General features: G+C 44.3%; 11 protein-coding genes and 1 pseudogene. 6 read left to right on the top strand and 6 right to left on the bottom strand.

The features are described 5' to 3' along the window. The 3 genes and pseudogenes from BGK61_RS17435 to BGK61_RS17425 form a co-directional block, all read right to left on the bottom strand. Positions 1-200: pseudogene (locus tag BGK61_RS17435) on the bottom strand (transposase); the annotation flags it as partial. An 87-nt stretch (positions 201-287) separates the two neighbouring features. Next, on the bottom strand, positions 288-1,478 hold the full coding sequence (locus BGK61_RS17430; RefSeq protein WP_014998597.1) for an amino acid aminotransferase: 1,191 nt from the start codon (positions 1,476-1,478) through the stop codon (positions 288-290). Positions 1,479-1,625: 147 nt separating this feature from the next. Continuing rightward, the gene (locus tag BGK61_RS17425) at positions 1,626-2,408 is read right to left on the bottom strand and encodes an NRDE family protein (RefSeq protein WP_076012647.1); all 783 of its coding nucleotides are present in this window, start codon (positions 2,406-2,408) and stop codon (positions 1,626-1,628) included. 251 nt (positions 2,409-2,659) lie between these two features. Between BGK61_RS17425 and BGK61_RS17420 the strand changes: the two genes are divergently transcribed. Together BGK61_RS17420 and BGK61_RS17415 are read left to right on the top strand one after the other, a co-directional pair. After that, positions 2,660-3,295 (top strand): 1-acyl-sn-glycerol-3-phosphate acyltransferase, encoded by a 636-nt coding sequence (locus BGK61_RS17420; protein ID WP_014998595.1) that lies wholly within the window; start codon positions 2,660-2,662, stop codon positions 3,293-3,295. A gap of 89 nt (positions 3,296-3,384) precedes the next feature. Next, positions 3,385-4,626, top strand: coding sequence for a cystathionine gamma-synthase family protein (locus tag BGK61_RS17415; protein WP_076012648.1), 1,242 nt, complete (start codon positions 3,385-3,387; stop codon positions 4,624-4,626). A gap of 106 nt (positions 4,627-4,732) precedes the next feature. On the opposite strand, the gene BGK61_RS17410 is transcribed toward BGK61_RS17415, so the two are convergent. Then, positions 4,733-7,201, bottom strand: a complete 2,469-nt coding sequence (locus BGK61_RS17410; RefSeq protein ID WP_076012649.1) for a CHRD domain-containing protein — start codon at positions 7,199-7,201, stop codon at positions 4,733-4,735. Between the two features lie 239 nt (positions 7,202-7,440). Here BGK61_RS17410 and BGK61_RS17405 point away from each other — a divergent pair, with 239 nt between their 5' ends. Further along, entirely contained in the window at positions 7,441-8,043 is a 603-nt protein-coding gene (locus BGK61_RS17405; protein WP_076012650.1) for an FMN-dependent NADH-azoreductase, read from the top strand. A 170-nt stretch (positions 8,044-8,213) separates the two neighbouring features. Here the strand turns inward: BGK61_RS17405 and BGK61_RS17400 are convergent, their stop codons facing one another. After that, positions 8,214-8,768: a glutathione peroxidase gene (locus BGK61_RS17400; protein WP_076012651.1), complete on the bottom strand. Its 555-nt coding sequence runs from the start codon at positions 8,766-8,768 to the stop codon at positions 8,214-8,216. Positions 8,769-8,946: 178 nt separating this feature from the next. Here BGK61_RS17400 and BGK61_RS17395 point away from each other — a divergent pair, with 178 nt between their 5' ends. Next, positions 8,947-11,442: a prolyl oligopeptidase family serine peptidase gene (locus tag BGK61_RS17395; RefSeq protein ID WP_076012652.1), complete on the top strand. Its 2,496-nt coding sequence runs from the start codon at positions 8,947-8,949 to the stop codon at positions 11,440-11,442. Between the two features lie 191 nt (positions 11,443-11,633). Here the strand turns inward: BGK61_RS17395 and rrtA are convergent, their stop codons facing one another. Then, positions 11,634-12,218 carry a rhombosortase gene (gene rrtA / locus BGK61_RS17390; protein ID WP_076012653.1) on the bottom strand — a complete coding sequence of 195 codons (585 nt, stop codon included), beginning with the start codon at positions 12,216-12,218 and terminating at the stop codon, positions 11,634-11,636. 112 nt (positions 12,219-12,330) lie between these two features. Between rrtA and BGK61_RS17385 the strand changes: the two genes are divergently transcribed. Both BGK61_RS17385 and ggt read left to right on the top strand, forming a co-directional pair. Beyond that, complete coding sequence (locus BGK61_RS17385) at positions 12,331-13,095, top strand: enoyl-CoA hydratase (RefSeq protein ID WP_039222129.1); 765 nt, start codon at positions 12,331-12,333, stop codon at positions 13,093-13,095. Positions 13,096-13,109: 14 nt separating this feature from the next. Next, on the top strand, positions 13,110-14,867 hold the full coding sequence (gene ggt / locus BGK61_RS17380) for a gamma-glutamyltransferase (protein ID WP_076012196.1): 1,758 nt from the start codon (positions 13,110-13,112) through the stop codon (positions 14,865-14,867). Positions 14,868-15,014: the final 147 nt, after the last annotated feature.

Here is a 15,014-nt window from a genome sequence, read left to right as displayed (position 1 = left end):
TTGAGTACATGCAGTTTAAATTCAAAGGTGTAAGGCAATTGCTTATGGATAAAACTATCAAAGCCGTTGATGCGATAGACTTGAGACCAGTAACGAATAAGGTTAGGTCGTACTTTAAACTTTCTACCTAAGGCTCCTGAACTCTCTTCTTGCGCTAGTCGCGCTAGCTTTAACTTAAATGCTCTGTGATGTTTTGACATAAAAAGACCCCCAGTAATTGGATAGTCCAACTATTGGGGGTCACTTCAAAACCTGCCTTTCGCATCTTAAAAATCGTTAGTTAATGCTTAAAGCACTGACACCAACGCTTTGGCGAGTGTTTCTACGTTTTCCTGATTAATACCCGCAATGTTTACGCGGCTTGAGTCAACAAAGTAAACACTGTGCTTTTCACGTACTTCGCGCACTTGCTCTGGTGTGATACACAAGAACGAGAACATACCTTTTTGGTCATTAACGAAGCTAAAGTCTTTAGGTGAGCCATTATCGTGAAGGTTTTGAACAAGCATTGCACGGAGCGATTTCATACGTTCGCGCATTTCGTTCACTTCAGATACCCATTCATTGTTAAGTGCTTCGTCAGCTAGGATAATGTCTACCAACGCACCGCCGTAGCTTGGTGGCATAGAGTAAATACCACGTGCGATTGACTGAATTTGACCCTGAGCAATTTTACGGGTTGCTGAATCTTCAGTAATGATGGCAGCCAAACCAACACGTTCACGGTAAAGGCCAAAGTTTTTAGAACAAGAAGCTGCAACGATAACCTCTGGTAGGTTTTCTACTAATAAACGCATGCCGTACGCGTCTTCTTCTAAGCCTTCACCGAAACCTAAGTAAGCCACGTCGATGAAAGGCAGGAATTCGCGCTCTTTCGCTACTTCTAGCACTTCATCCCATTGTGCATTGGTAAGGTCTGCACCTGTAGGGTTGTGACAACAACCGTGTAGAAGAACAATATCGCCTTTTTCAGTTTTGCGAAGGGTTTCCATCATTGCATCAAAGCGAATGCTCGCTGACGCTTTATCGAAGTACGGGTAGGTTTCTATCTTAAGACCGGCAGAGCCGATAAGTGGAATGTGGTTCGCCCACGTTGGGTCGCTTACCCATACTTTTGCGTTGTCGTTACAACGGGCAAGTAGTTCTGAAAGAATACGAAGTGCGCCACAACCACCAGGTGCCTGAACCGCTGCAACACGGTCTGCTAAAAGCACTGGGCTATTCTTACCTAAAAGCAAAGACAACATACCGTCGATAAAACCTTGGTTGCCTTGAGGCGTGATGTAGGTTTTGCTGGTCTCTGTGTCTAAAAGCACTCTTTGCGCCTTCGCAACACTTGAAAGAATAGGGGTATTACCTTGCTCATCTTTATATACGCCAACACCTAAATCGATTTTATTTGGGTTGGTGTCTTCACGAAAAGCAGCTGACAGGCCAAGAATTGGATCTGGGGCGAGATGGGGTAATACTTCAAACACGATATGTCCTCACGTTACGTTGGTATGCAAAAGAAAGCAGGCTGGCATTATGCCACCGATGGTAGAAAAAACGACCCCTATAGGTTGAAAATATTTCAATTAGTGGAAGAAAGAAAACGTAAACGAAAGTTTCATTTCAAAAACACCCTAAATTGAAAAAGAAAAAGCGCGGGTTTCAAGCGCTTCGCCACTATCTGAAAAGCGTCGCTCTTTCCAAGTCAGCGTATTGTTTTTATCGACTAAAAGAAGCGTAGAGGTACGTGTACCGTATTTCTCGGTTTGAATAAAAATGGAAGACAACGCCTTCTCCCATTCATAGCCTACGCCCGTATCAGGTAGCAGGTGATCGTCGGCTTTATTGTCACTTCGCAAAATATCAAATAAGTCATCGTCATTTATCAAGCATTCTTTCGATACATATTCGTTTAATGCTGTTACACCCTGGGTTACTTTTGGCCACGGAGTGGCAATATCCGCGTTAGACAACCCGTACACGCCGCTGTCGATTAAATGGGTCGAATTGTTTACATTGTTGTAAACCTTTAACGCATTGACATGACCAAATAGTAAATTATAGCCATTGTATTGGTGGCGCGTTTTTGCCAAGGTTTTAAGGTATTGTGACTGCGCAGTGTTCTCACTTTCTACTGGGTCTTGCTTCAACCAGTTTGCTACTAATTCACCGCGAGATACCGCATTTTTATTGATGTTGTAAGGGTCTCTAACATTAGTAAGCGCTGCCAGATTGCCGTTACGCGTAACGCCCATCCAGGTACCATTAGCTTCTAAGTCCTGTCCGGCAAGTAAATGCGGGTGGCTTTTCCAGAATGAAGAAGGCGCGGTTGGTCGTGCGTAAAATTCATCCCGATTCGCAGCGATAATAAGTGGGTAATCGTCTCGCATGTTATTCGCGATAAACAAAATACACATAATTAAATACGGCCTTTTTCTCTATTAGATTTCACTACGTGACGCAATCATGAGGTTGTTAACAATTGCGTTACATTTTGATTTTGATTACTCTTCGCCAAAACACGCGTTATACGGACTTCATTTCACAGGCGATATGCGGGAATGAAGGTCAATTGGTAAGCACTATTCATTGCGGCTTATCGATTGAGGCCTTGGCAGATAAAATATCACTTGAACCACCAAAACGAAGTAAACAGAGCATAATAATAATGACAGAATCCTCACGCCCAAGCACGCATTCTCAATTAGCCAGTACCGTTTCCGTAGGAGAAAACATTCCCCGGAAATGGCCAAACTGGTTATCCAGATTCGCGGCGTGGGTACTAACAAAAAGAGGCTGGCGTGTAGAAGGTGAACTAATCAACCAGAAAAAAGCCATTCTAGCGGTAGCACCTCATACATCGAACTGGGATTTCTTTATTGGCTTGTTTGTGGTCTTCTCATTCAAGCTGAATATCAATTTCTTTGGCAAACATACCATTTTTACACCACCTTTGGGTGCTATCGTTAGAAGGCTAGGCGGCATTCCTATAGAAAGAAGCAAAGCGCACGGTGTCGTGACGACTATTGCGAATAAGATTAAAGAAGCTGATCAACTGATCCTTGCTTTAGCCCCAGAAGGAACCCGTAGCCCTATATACCCTTGGAAAACAGGTTTTATGCACATTGCCCGTGAAGCTGAAATTCCCATACAAGTCATTGGGTTGGACTATGCAAGGAAGGCAATTGTATTAGGCCCGATTATTCAGAAAGTGACTAACATAGATGAACAAATGCAAACTATTTACGCGTTTTATGATACTGTTTGCGCAAAATATCCTAAAAACTGCATAACTAAGCCATAGTCAATTCTGTTGAAGTAAAAAGTATGTATTAATTTAAAATTGGTACACACTCGGCTAGGTCGCAAACATCTATATTCGGAGCTTCACCCGTGACAAAATTGGGATTCACAACCCGTCAGGTTCATTCTGATCGTATGCTAAATACCCCAGAGCATGGTGGTGTTCATAGCAGCACGTCTAACTCGGTTCTTTTTGAATTTAAAGATGCTCAGGGCATTATTGACGCGTTTCAAGGCAAACGTGCTGCCCATGTGTATTCTCGTTCATCTTCACCTTCTGTGGCTGCATTGCAAAACATGCTTAATGATTTGGAAGGTGGTGTAGGTGCGCTGTGTTATGCAACCGGAATGGCAGCTATTAGCAGTTCTTTATTTGCGTTGCTAAAAGCGGGCGATCATTTAATAGTAAGCCAATACCTTTTTGGCAATACGCGAAGCTTTTTTGAAACAATAAAAGATTTTGGTGTACAGGTTACTTACACAGATGTAACTGACATTCAGCAAGTGAAAGAAGCGTATCAACCTAATACTAAAGGCGTTTACACAGAAACCGTAGCCAACCCTGTGACTCAGGTTGCAGACCTTCATGCCATCGGTCAATTCTGTGAAGAGAAGCACATGCTATTTATGGTTGATAATACCATGACGCCGCCGCCTGTTTTTTACGCCAAAGACGTTAAAGCGTCGTTGGTATTCTGCTCCTTAACGAAATATATCGCAGGTCACGGCAACGTGTTAGGTGGGGCAGTTATCGATACTGGCAATTTTGATTGGCAGACGTTTGATAATTTGAAACCAGCGTATCAGGTAGCAGATACCTCGCAGTGGGGAATTACCCAAATCAAAAAGAAAGGGCTGCGCGATTTAGGCGCTACATTGTCTCCACAATCAGCAACGGCTATCGCTTTGGGGATGGAAACGCTGGATTTGCGTTTATCACGCAGCCAACACAATGCAATGCAATTAGCGACGTTTTTAGATAATCATCCCAAGGTATCTAAAGTCTTTTATCCGGGGCTTGCTGATCATCCACAGCATTTCATGGCACGGGAATATCTAAACGGTGGCTACGGTGCGATTTTAAGTTTTGATCTTATCGACGGTGCAGACCCTGTAGCGTTTTTAAACGAAATGAAGTTAGTTATTTGCGCCACGCACTTAGGGGATAATCGCACCTTAGCGCTACCCGTAGCACCTACGATTTATTTTGAGAACACGGCAGAAGAGCGTGAGTTGATGGGGATTTCCGATACTATGCTGCGTATTTCGGTAGGTATTGAAGACACCCAAGATCTGATTGCAGATTTCGAAACTGCTTTGAACACAATTTAAACCGTATTCTTACCGTTTCAAAAATACAAAAAAGGGGCCTCGGCCCCTTTTTTAATTCACTTCATCGTTTTTAATTCGCTTGGTAATCAATAACCTTTACCAATGGTTATTGGTCAAAACCTAGCGTGATTTGGCCACGAATTTCACCACTTGGAAACGCATCTGAATGGAAGTTGGTGTACAAGCCACCGTCTGCCATGACACCCATTTGCTCGGCAGTTAGCATGGTATTAGCCGGAACCGACCACATGCCATCTGTACCGGCAGTTAGTCCTAGGAGAACGCCGCCATTCACGCCCGCTTCCCCTTCGTGAATATGCGCCATAGTTGCAGTCATACCGGTTACCGTTACGCTGCCAGATAACGCGCCTGTTGACGTATTTAACGTGAATGCACCTGCACCGCTTGCTGTTGTGGTAACCGCTGGTACTTCTTGTAAGCCGCTGGCTATAATGCCGTACACTTCAATGTTATCAGGCGTGATCTGACCGCGGATCTCTCCGCTAGCAAATGCTTCTGAGTGAATATTTACGTAATGTCCTCCCGCGAGTAGTTGCGCGGCAGTAGCTTCATCTAGCGCTACACTACCATCAGTCATCCACACGCCAGCCGTAGTTTCACTTTCTACCAGTGTTACAACAACATCACCATTTTCTCCGGCGAAACCACTGTGAATATGCGCCATTGTGGCATTTTCAAGAGTAGTCACTGCTACCAGAGAAACGCTGTTATTTGTAGTATCGAACAGTGCGTAACCTGAACCCATTGCCATTGTGTCGACCGCAGGTACTGACTGACTACCACTTAATGAGAAGGTAACCACAGCCGTAGTATCTGGAACGATCTGTCCACGCACTTCGCCATTCGGGTTAGCGGTGGTGTGAACGTTTAAGTACCATTCCCCGTTGGTTAGTGCGTCTAGGTTACTCGGTGAAATGTTGGTTTCGGCTAAAACATAAGTACCGTCACCAGCGTCAGTAAGGGGGAAGGCAACCGGACCATTCATACCAATGCCGCCATCGTGTACGTGCACACCTGTAACGTCAGTCAGGCCAGAAACGTCTACGCTAACGCTAAATGCAGGAAGATCTTCATCAATTTCAACTACAGCCGTCGCCATAGACATAGTATTAACAGCAGGGACTTCCTGTGAACCGCTTAGGTTTACATTGTAGGTTATGTCAGCGTTGAAAGCCGGTGGAGGTGGTGCAAGGCCATCAAGAAGTGCGAGTTGAGGCAAATCGCCTTCCATCGCGCCATCTAGTGCGATAGCAGTGTAAATCTCACCATTCTCAAGCGTTAAAACGCCGGTTTCGATCGCTACTGTTTTGGTGCCTGTTGGTGTAACAGTGACCACATAATCACCTTCAGCAAGGCTTACATAACCAGTTTCAACCAAGTCACCTGTTTCGTATGCTATATCAGCAAATGCTGGGTCAACAGCATCAATTTCGCCGTCTGCAGTTACATAAATATCAACGTTACCCGCTGAAGGTGAAGCATGAACAATACGTACTTTCGCTTCTGTAGCAACTGAGCGAGGCATATCAACCAATACATCTAACTCGGGAGCAGAAAGTACGTTATTCGCAATAGCGGTATAAGACATACCCACTTCTAACGTTAGTTCTGCATCATCAATAGCAACAACGCTGTTATCACTATCAGCCACTACATCAATAAGGTAGTCGCCTGCAGCAACAGACACGTAGTCTGTGGTACGCGGGAACTGTATGCCATCGACCAGCACAACTTCATTGTTTGCGATTACATCAACCGCTGGAGCGTCGCTGATGCCATGCACTACGCGAATAGCTGCGCCAGCCTCTGCGTCCCATATTTTAAAGCTACCGTCACCATCAGCGGCAAGCAAAGTAACCGGAGAGTCACCTGTACCTACATTGTTAGTCGCAGCGATAAGCAAATCGGCACCGTCGGCTAGATTAACGGTGCCTGAGTCGTACACTACCGTTGTTTCACCTGCCGGTGTAATTCGTATTTGGTAATCGCCCGCAGGCACTTGAATCAGATCTGTAGCATCCGTAAATTCAGCAGTGACAAGCGGTTGCTCAGTGGTAATATCTGTATCCGGCGCTGTTACATAAATGTCAACCGTTGGCGCCATTGATGCAGCATGTACTATTTGCACTTGAGCATTACCAGCATCAACCGCGGTTTCCATACTGGTAACTGTTAATAAAGATAGCGTGTCGTCGCTAACATTTCCCACGGCAAAAATATCGTAGTTCATGTCCGCTTCTAACGTAACATCAGCTTGTAAAACCTCAGCGTTTTCTCCAGGTAGAATACCTGTAACCCCGATATCGTACATACCCGTCTCAACTTCAAATCGGGATGATGCGACTTGGTAATCGACGCCTTCTAAGTTATTGAGGATGGAGTCATTAGCCGTAATGTTAACCATTGGCGCGTCAGATGCTGCGTGTACTACACGAACATTGGCGTACTCTGGAGTGGGGGCGGGCTCTTGTACGACATCATCGTCGTCATCCGAGCAGCCAATCAAAAACAGTGGTAATATCGAACATGCAAGGAGCGCTTTGGTCCTTCTCATATTTTTAATCCTCTTAATTGTGTTGTGGCAAACTCGATTACGCTGAGCAAATACGAGAAGATCATCCTCCTTGCAACATTAACGCAATGTAATGTTTTCAAAATTTTTACAAATACATTGTTAGTACAAATTTGTTCTACAAAATAGAACGAAGTCTTCATGTTTTTGATATTTTCATCCAACCTAATTGCCCTAAAATACGTTTAGATTATCGAAACAACGAATCAATGGAGTTCGGCATGAAAACAGTTTTAGCTATATTTTCCAGCCTTAGCGGCAGTCAGGGTAATTCTTCAAAATTAGCAAATGAGTATCTTTCAAAAATTGAAAGCAATGACTCTGTGCGTGTTAATCGTGTAGACGTAGCAGAACTTGCGTTACCACACCTGACAGGTGAAGAAATGCAGGCGTGGATGACTGAGGCTTCTGAAAGAAATGAATCTCAACACGCATTGGCGAAAATTTCTGATGACATTGTTGAAGCGGTTAAAGCGGCTGACGAAATTGTGTTGGCAGTGCCTATGTACAATTTTGGCATTCCTTCAAGTCTAAAAGCCTACTTCGATCGCATAGCGCGAGCAGGTGTAACTTTTAAATATACCGAGACAGGACCTGTAGGTTTGTTAGAAAACAAGTCAGCGACAGTGTTTGCTGCACGAGGTGGTGTGTATGCGGGTTCAGACTTTGATACACAAACGCCATACTTAAAACACTTTTTAAATTTTGTTGGTATCAGTGATGTAAAATTCGTTTACGCTGAAGGACTTAACATGGGCGAAGAGCAAGCGAACAAGGCTTTTGCCGAAGCAAGCGAAAAAATTATTGAACTAACTAATGACTAAACACACTAAATTAATGCAGTTAGCTAAAACGTAGGAAGTATGTTTTCAGCTAAAAGTGTGTTCCAAGTTGAGTGTGCTTGATTGCCCCGCGTATTACGCGGGGCTTTTTTATGTACGGTATTTATACTCGCGTTTAGTAAAACCCAAAAACAATATGAATACCGGTTGCCTTATTCGCTTTTTAGCAGTGCCTCTATGTCAGCAATAAAAGCCGGATCAGTAGGCTTTGTTGAGCTAGGGTAGTGGGTAATTTGTTTACCTGAACTGTCAATAAGGTATTTGTTGAAATTCCACGATGGTGCTTTGCCAGTGGCGGCTTTCAGCATACGGTACATGGGATCCGCATCTTCACCCTTTACCGAAATAGGTTCAAACATTGGAAACTTTACACCATATGTCAATTCACACAGTTCCGCCGTTTTGCCTTCATCATTATCTTCTTGATTGAAATCGTGCGACGGGAAACCTAGCACTACAAAGTCTTTATCTTTGTAGTCACTGTACAACGCTTCTAAGCCTTCAAATTGGGGCGTATAACCGCAATAGCTAGCAGTATTGACTACCAGTAGAGTTTTCCCCGCGTATTCGTCACACAAGTTCACCGTTTCTTGAGAATTGAGTTTACGCTTCATAAACTTAAGTACGCTGGGGCACTCATTCGCAAAGCCAGTAGACGTAAAAAAGCTCAGCGCAAGTAACGCCGGTATAAAACCTTTCGCTTTCATAGTGTTTTACCTCATCAGTTAATTTTTGTTATTTTGTTCAGGTCGACAGACCACGTTTCCAAACCATAAACGCAAAACGCATACGTTTGGTTCACTATCTCAATCGATGAACGTTAGCGCTTTAGTTATTGCTCTGCGTATAATGTTACCGTTTTTTAAATAACAACGACTTAAAATAATGAAAAAATATTCTTCTTTACTCATCGCGGCCAGCGTAACTTTTGCGTTGGGCGGATGTGCAAGCACCACTAACGAGCCATCTAACCAAACCACGTCTACATCGCTTCCTGCTGCCACAGTTCAGCAAACCGTTACACCAGCTGTAGCGCCCCAGAACAGCGTGCAACAAGGTGAAATCACACTGAAGCAAATTATGTCAGATCCTCAATGGATTGGCGCGTTGCCAGAGGCTATGGGTTGGTCGGTCAATGGCGATAAAATTGTTTTTGAAAAAGAAAGGCAAGATAGTGCACTGACAGATGTATATATTGCAGAGCTGTCTGATCCTGCAAATGCAGTAAAAGCACCATTATCAGATTTGCACAAGTATCGTTTTGACGAACGTGTAGTGAGAGACGATGGTGTCATTGCATATTCGTTCGAAGACAGTGTTTATGTGCAATTTACTAATGGTGAAACCGTGCGTATCGCGCGTGGAGGTAATGCGCTATCAACGCTTTCATTTATGACTGATGGCCGTTTAATGGCGTTAAGCGGTAACAAATTTATTGCTATAGACCTATCTAACGGCACCCGCGAAGAATTGTTAAGCTGGGAGTTTAGCGACGAGCCTAAATCGGTTGAACCGCCTAAAGATTATATTGCAGAGCAGCAGCAGTCGCTGGTGGAATATATCAAACTACAGCGCAAAAACAGGCAGGAAAAAGACGACGCACATAAAGCGTTGGCCAAAGAAAACAGCAGTGTAGCACCTACGCCATTTTACTTTGATAAGTCGCATCGACTAGCGGGTATCAGCGTATCACCTGCGGGTAACTTTGCAGTAGTCGCCACCACGGAAAGTAAGCCGACTCGCGATGACAGCGATATCATGCCACACTACATTCAAGAAGACAGCCGCATTGCAGCGAAGCCGGTACGCCAACGAGTTGCAGATGCTGAATCGGTGAATCACGTGCTGTGGCTGCTTAATTTGAAGACAGGTGAGAAGAGTGAGCTTAAATACTTTAATTTGCCTGGCTACAATGACGACGTACTTGCTGACGTAAAAGCAGAAAACGCGAAGGCAAAAGGCGAGACCTATGAAGTTAATCGTTTGCCGCGCGACATTACCTTACTGCAAAGCTGGTACTGGACTAAGCCTTCTATTCGCTGGCACAAAAACAGTAACGCCGTTGCCGTTATGCTAGAAGCATGGGACAACAAAGACCGCTGGATTGCAACGGTCGACTTAGCGAATAAAACGCTAGAAAACCAACATAGGCTTCATGACGATGCTTGGGTAAACTACCGTTTCAACGCGTTTGATTGGCTAAATGACAGCGAGACGCTTTACTATCAGTCTGAGCATACTGGTTACTCTCACTTATACGTTCAAAAGCCTGGCGAGAAGCCAGTCGCGCTAACCAGCGGCCGTTTTATTGTTGACGATTTAACGCTTTCTAGCGATGACAACTATATCTACTTTAAAGCAAACATGGAGCATCCGGGGCTTTACGAAGTTTATCGTGCTGATTTAAGTGACAATACCATCGATACCATGACTGATTTGAATGGTATGACAGACTACTCACTTAGCCCTGATGGTAAAAATTTGCTGCTAAGCCATAGCAAGGTGAATCAGCCACAAGAGCTTTACATTAAGCCAGCAAACGAAACAACAGCGGCAAAGCAAATCACGCAAAGCACCAGTGCTGATTTTAATGCACTTCCATGGGCGGTGCCTAACATCGTTGCTATTGAATCGTCGCATACCGATGCACCTATTTACGCACGAGTATATTTACCGGAAAATTACGACAAGTCGGCACCAAATAAAGCGGTAGTGTTTAATCACGGTGCAGGCTATTTGCAAAACGCCCACATGGGGTGGTCTGGTTACTTCCGAGAGTACATGTTCCACAGCATGCTCGTGCAGCAAGGCTATGTCGTACTAGATATGGACTATCGCGCTAGTGCTGGCTACGGACGTGATTGGCGAACCGCTATTTATCGTCAAATGGGTACGCCTGAAGTGCAAGATTTGCGTGATGGTGTTAACTGGCTTGTTGAAAATGCAAATGTAGATCGTGAGCGTATTGGCACATATGGCGGTTCATACGGCGGCTTCTTAACCTTTATGTCTATGTTTACCGCGCCAGATCTATTTGCGGCAGGTGCAGCACTTCGTCCGGTAACCGATTGGGCGCATTACAACACGCCATATACGGCAAACATACTGAATACGCCTGATATTGATCCCATCGCTTTTGAGCGTAGCTCGCCAATTTATTTTGCAGATGGGCTAGAAAAGCCTTTGCTTATCAATGCGCCAATGGTTGATGACAACGTGTTTTTCCACGACACCGTGCGATTGGTACAGCGTCTTATCGAGCTTGAGAAAGAAGATTTTGAAACGGCCATTTATCCGGTAGAGCCACATGGCTTTGTGCAGCCAAGCTCGTGGCTAGATGAGTACCGCCGTATTTATAAGTTATTCGAAGAAAACTTATAAGCAGAACCTCTACTTGAATTGCCCAGCGTCTACCAGGCGCTGGGTTGTTCATAAAGTAATAGGCATACAGCAAAAGGCCCAAATTCAATGAATTCGGGCCTTTTTTTAATCTTCATTTTTTGCTTCAGCACATTAATCTGCTTTAACAAATCAAAATGCGCAAAAAGAGTGACGCTATAACGCTCGAGTTTCTATTTTCTTTTCGCCGTAATGAACATAAGTAAAAAGATTGCGATACCGGTAAGTGCGCCGAATAAATGCGCATCTACGGCAACTTTTGCGTCAATCAGGTTTGCAACTTGTTCACTACTACCGTCTATTTGTTCGTATCCCACTTTAATTGCTAACCCAATAAGTAGTAACCAACCCGAGTTCATCTTTTCCTTAATATCAACACAGGCGCCCCATGCGAAAATGCCGTGTAATGCGCCCGACAATCCCGCGTACCAAATGAGATCCGGAGAGAAAAAATAAAGCCCAATACTGGTTCCCAAACAGCACCACACAAAAACTTTTAAATACAAACCAAGGCGATAATGTTCACCGTGGAGTGCCCACAATAACGCCAGACCTGCTAAATTTAAAAGGAGGTGATAGCCATTAGTGTGAACGATGTTTCCGCTGACTATACGCCAGGTTTCTAAACCTTGAATGGCATACCTGTCGTAAGCCAAATAATTGCCAGACATGGGCTCAAAGAAAAACGCGACAACGGAGCATAGCGCTACAAATAAAGGACCAGCGCTATACTTAAGCGAAAACGGCAGTGGCATCATCAGTGTTAGTTATTTTTGAATTTCGAATTTGCTGGCTATGATACAGAAATTGCCAACGCGGTGAAAACTGAAGTACATCTAAAATAAAAAAGACGACAGTAAAGGAGTAATTATGTCTTACATTATTACCGAAACAAACCAGCAATGCTTAACCATTACGCTTAACCGTACCGATAAGAAAAATGCATTAACGCGGGACATGTACCAAGAAATGGCGAACGCCATATTAGGTGTTAAGAACGATGGCTCAACGAAAGTGGTGGTCATTAAAGGCGCGGGCGATTGTTTTACTGCAGGGAATGACATTGGAGACTTCGCACAGCAACAAGATCATGCTCAGGTGCCAGAAACAGCTGCGTTTATGCGCGCTCTGGCGGCGTGTCACTTGCCGGTTATTGCGCAAGTTCACGGGTTGGCAGTGGGCATAGGCACAACGCTTTTACTTCACTGCGATTTTGTCTACGCCACTCCAGATACCCGATTTGTTCTACCATTCATCAACTTAGGGCTTGTTCCTGAATATGCATCAAGTTATCTTTTGCCTAAGGTTGCCGGTCATATAAAGGCGGCAGAGTGGCTAATGCTGGGCGAACCCTTTACCTCTGCTGATGCCTATCAATTTGGTATTCTGACAAAAATTGTCGACGCTCATGAAATAGATCAAACGGTTCAAACTACGGTAGAGAAACTCGTCGCCAAGCCTTCATTTTCGCTTAAACAAACAAAAGCGCTATTAAAAGGTGACGGGGAGCGAACAAACCAACAAATGAACGAAGAGTTTGATATATTTTTAGAAGCGTTGGGCACAACCGCAGCTCAAGAAGCGTTTGATGCGTTTCTTAAAAAACGCCCAATAAACCCCGAAAAATTTAAATAAGAGGAAGTATTATTTTGAGACGCAGTGCTTTTTTCAGAGCTTCAGTGGTAACTCTTGCATTATCTAGCTGTTTTATTTTTGGTGCGAACGCGAAGCAAACGCGTGAAGTTGGAGAACCAGAAGCGGCAACAGGCTACATAGAGAAAAAGGCATTTGAAGCCAAAGATTATATGGTTGTAGCGGCAAACCCCTATGCGTCTTGGGCGGGAAAGAATATTTTAGAAAAGGGCGGCAGCGCAATCGATGCAGCGGTAGCTGTGCAATCGATGCTCTCGTTGGTTGAACCACAATCGTCAGGCATCGGTGGTGGTGCATTTATCCTTTATTGGGATAATAAAAACAAAGTACTTCACACCTTTGACGGCCGTGAAACAGCACCGAAAGCTGTCAATTCTCATTGGTTTATTGAAGGTAATAAGCCAATGCGCTGGTTAGATGCCGTAGTAGGTGGAAAGTCGGTTGGCGTGCCTGGTGCAGTAAAAGCGCTAGAAATGGCTCAGGGCGAGTTCGGCAAGCTGCCTTGGCATACGCTGTTCGACGATACAATTAAAACAGCAGAAGACGGCTTTAAAGTATCGCCGCGTTTAGCCAAACTTATTGCATTAGACTATCACCCTGGATTGAAAACCTTTCCTGCAAGCTCTACGTACTTCTTCCCAGCAGGCCTGCCATTAAAAGAAGGCACAGTAAGGAAAAATAAAAAGCTGGCTAAGACCTTAAGAGGTATTGCTGAAAAGGGCAGCGACTATTTACTAAAAGGAGAAGTTGCCGAAAAGATTGTTGAAGCGGTTAATAATGCAGAAATTAACCCTGGCCAAATGTCTTTAGAAGACTTAGCGAGCTACGAACCTGTAAAACGTGAACCTGTTTGTGGCCTGTACCACGAAAAACGCATTTGCGGTATGGCACCACCTAGCTCAGGTGGCGTAAACGTTTATCAAATTCTAAAAATGCTAGAGGGTTTTAACCTTAGTCAATACGCGCCGGATTCAGTAGAGTTTGCCAACCTTTATACACAAGCAAGTGCGCTTTCATATGCCGATCGTGAGAAGTTTATAGCAGATAGCGATTTTACTAACTTGCCGTTTGCAGCCATGATTAATACCGCTTATCTTCAGCGCCGTGCTGAGAGCATAGCTGTTGATAAAGAGTGGCGTCGTAAGCGCGCGGGTAATCCGTACGCCGATGCGAATGTAGCGCTTGGTACATCAATGGAACTACCTAACACCTCACATGTCTCTATCGTAGACAAAGAGGGCAATGCAGTATCAATGACTACCAGCATTGAATTTATGTTTGGCTCTGGGATCATGGTAGAAGGCTTCCTGCTTAATAATCAGCTGACTGATTTTTCATTTTCGCCGACTAAAGATCGCTTCCCCGTACCTAACCGAGTAGAGCCTGGTAAGCGCCCCAGAAGCGCTATGAGCCCTACAATGGTGTTCGACAAAGAAGGGAACTTAGAGGTGGTTGTAGGCTCGCCGGGCGGCTCTAGAATTGTAAGCTATGTAGCTCAAACCCTAATTGGTGTCTTAGACTTTGGCTTGGATATTCAACAGGCCATCAACCTACCTAAAATTACCAATAGAAACGACTATACGGCGTTAGAAAAGGGCACACCAATAGCTGAGCTTGAAGAGCCATTAAAGGCACTCGGCCACAATGTTAAAGTGGTGGATTTAAACAGCGGTCTTCATGGCATTCAGTTTAAATCGGGCAAACTAATTGGCGGGGCAGATCCTCGTAGAGAGGGCATTGCAGTAGGGCGCTAATATTGTATTTGACTAGTTAAAACTAGATGCAGCAATGTGCTGTTGCGTGAATGAAAGCGGAAGGTTAAATATCTTCCGCTTTTTTGTTTGCGCCGGGGAGTGTGAATAGAATGGTCGGGTGTTGCTACTTTTAAGATACCTTCTACT

The sequence above is a fragment of the Alteromonas abrolhosensis genome (genome assembly GCF_001953635.1).
Classification (GTDB): domain Bacteria; phylum Pseudomonadota; class Gammaproteobacteria; order Enterobacterales; family Alteromonadaceae; genus Alteromonas; species Alteromonas abrolhosensis.
The sequence above is the reverse complement of the archived record's forward strand: the minus strand, read 5'-3'. Positions and strand labels throughout refer to the sequence as shown.

What these genes read in the sequence shown, in the direction of transcription:
- BGK61_RS17425 (WP_076012647.1), bottom strand. Translation starts at nt 2,408, where the DNA reads ATGTGTATTTTGTTTATCGCGAATAACATGCGAGACGATTACCCACTT.
- BGK61_RS17420 (WP_014998595.1), top strand. Translation starts at nt 2,660, where the DNA reads ATGACAGAATCCTCACGCCCAAGCACGCATTCTCAATTAGCCAGTACC.
- BGK61_RS17410 (WP_076012649.1), bottom strand. Translation starts at nt 7,201, where the DNA reads ATGAGAAGGACCAAAGCGCTCCTTGCATGTTCGATATTACCACTGTTT.
- BGK61_RS17405 (WP_076012650.1), top strand. Translation starts at nt 7,441, where the DNA reads ATGAAAACAGTTTTAGCTATATTTTCCAGCCTTAGCGGCAGTCAGGGT.
- BGK61_RS17400 (WP_076012651.1), bottom strand. Translation starts at nt 8,768, where the DNA reads ATGAAAGCGAAAGGTTTTATACCGGCGTTACTTGCGCTGAGCTTTTTT.
- BGK61_RS17395 (WP_076012652.1), top strand. Translation starts at nt 8,947, where the DNA reads ATGAAAAAATATTCTTCTTTACTCATCGCGGCCAGCGTAACTTTTGCG.
- rrtA (WP_076012653.1), bottom strand. Translation starts at nt 12,218, where the DNA reads ATGATGCCACTGCCGTTTTCGCTTAAGTATAGCGCTGGTCCTTTATTT.
- BGK61_RS17385 (WP_039222129.1), top strand. Translation starts at nt 12,331, where the DNA reads ATGTCTTACATTATTACCGAAACAAACCAGCAATGCTTAACCATTACG.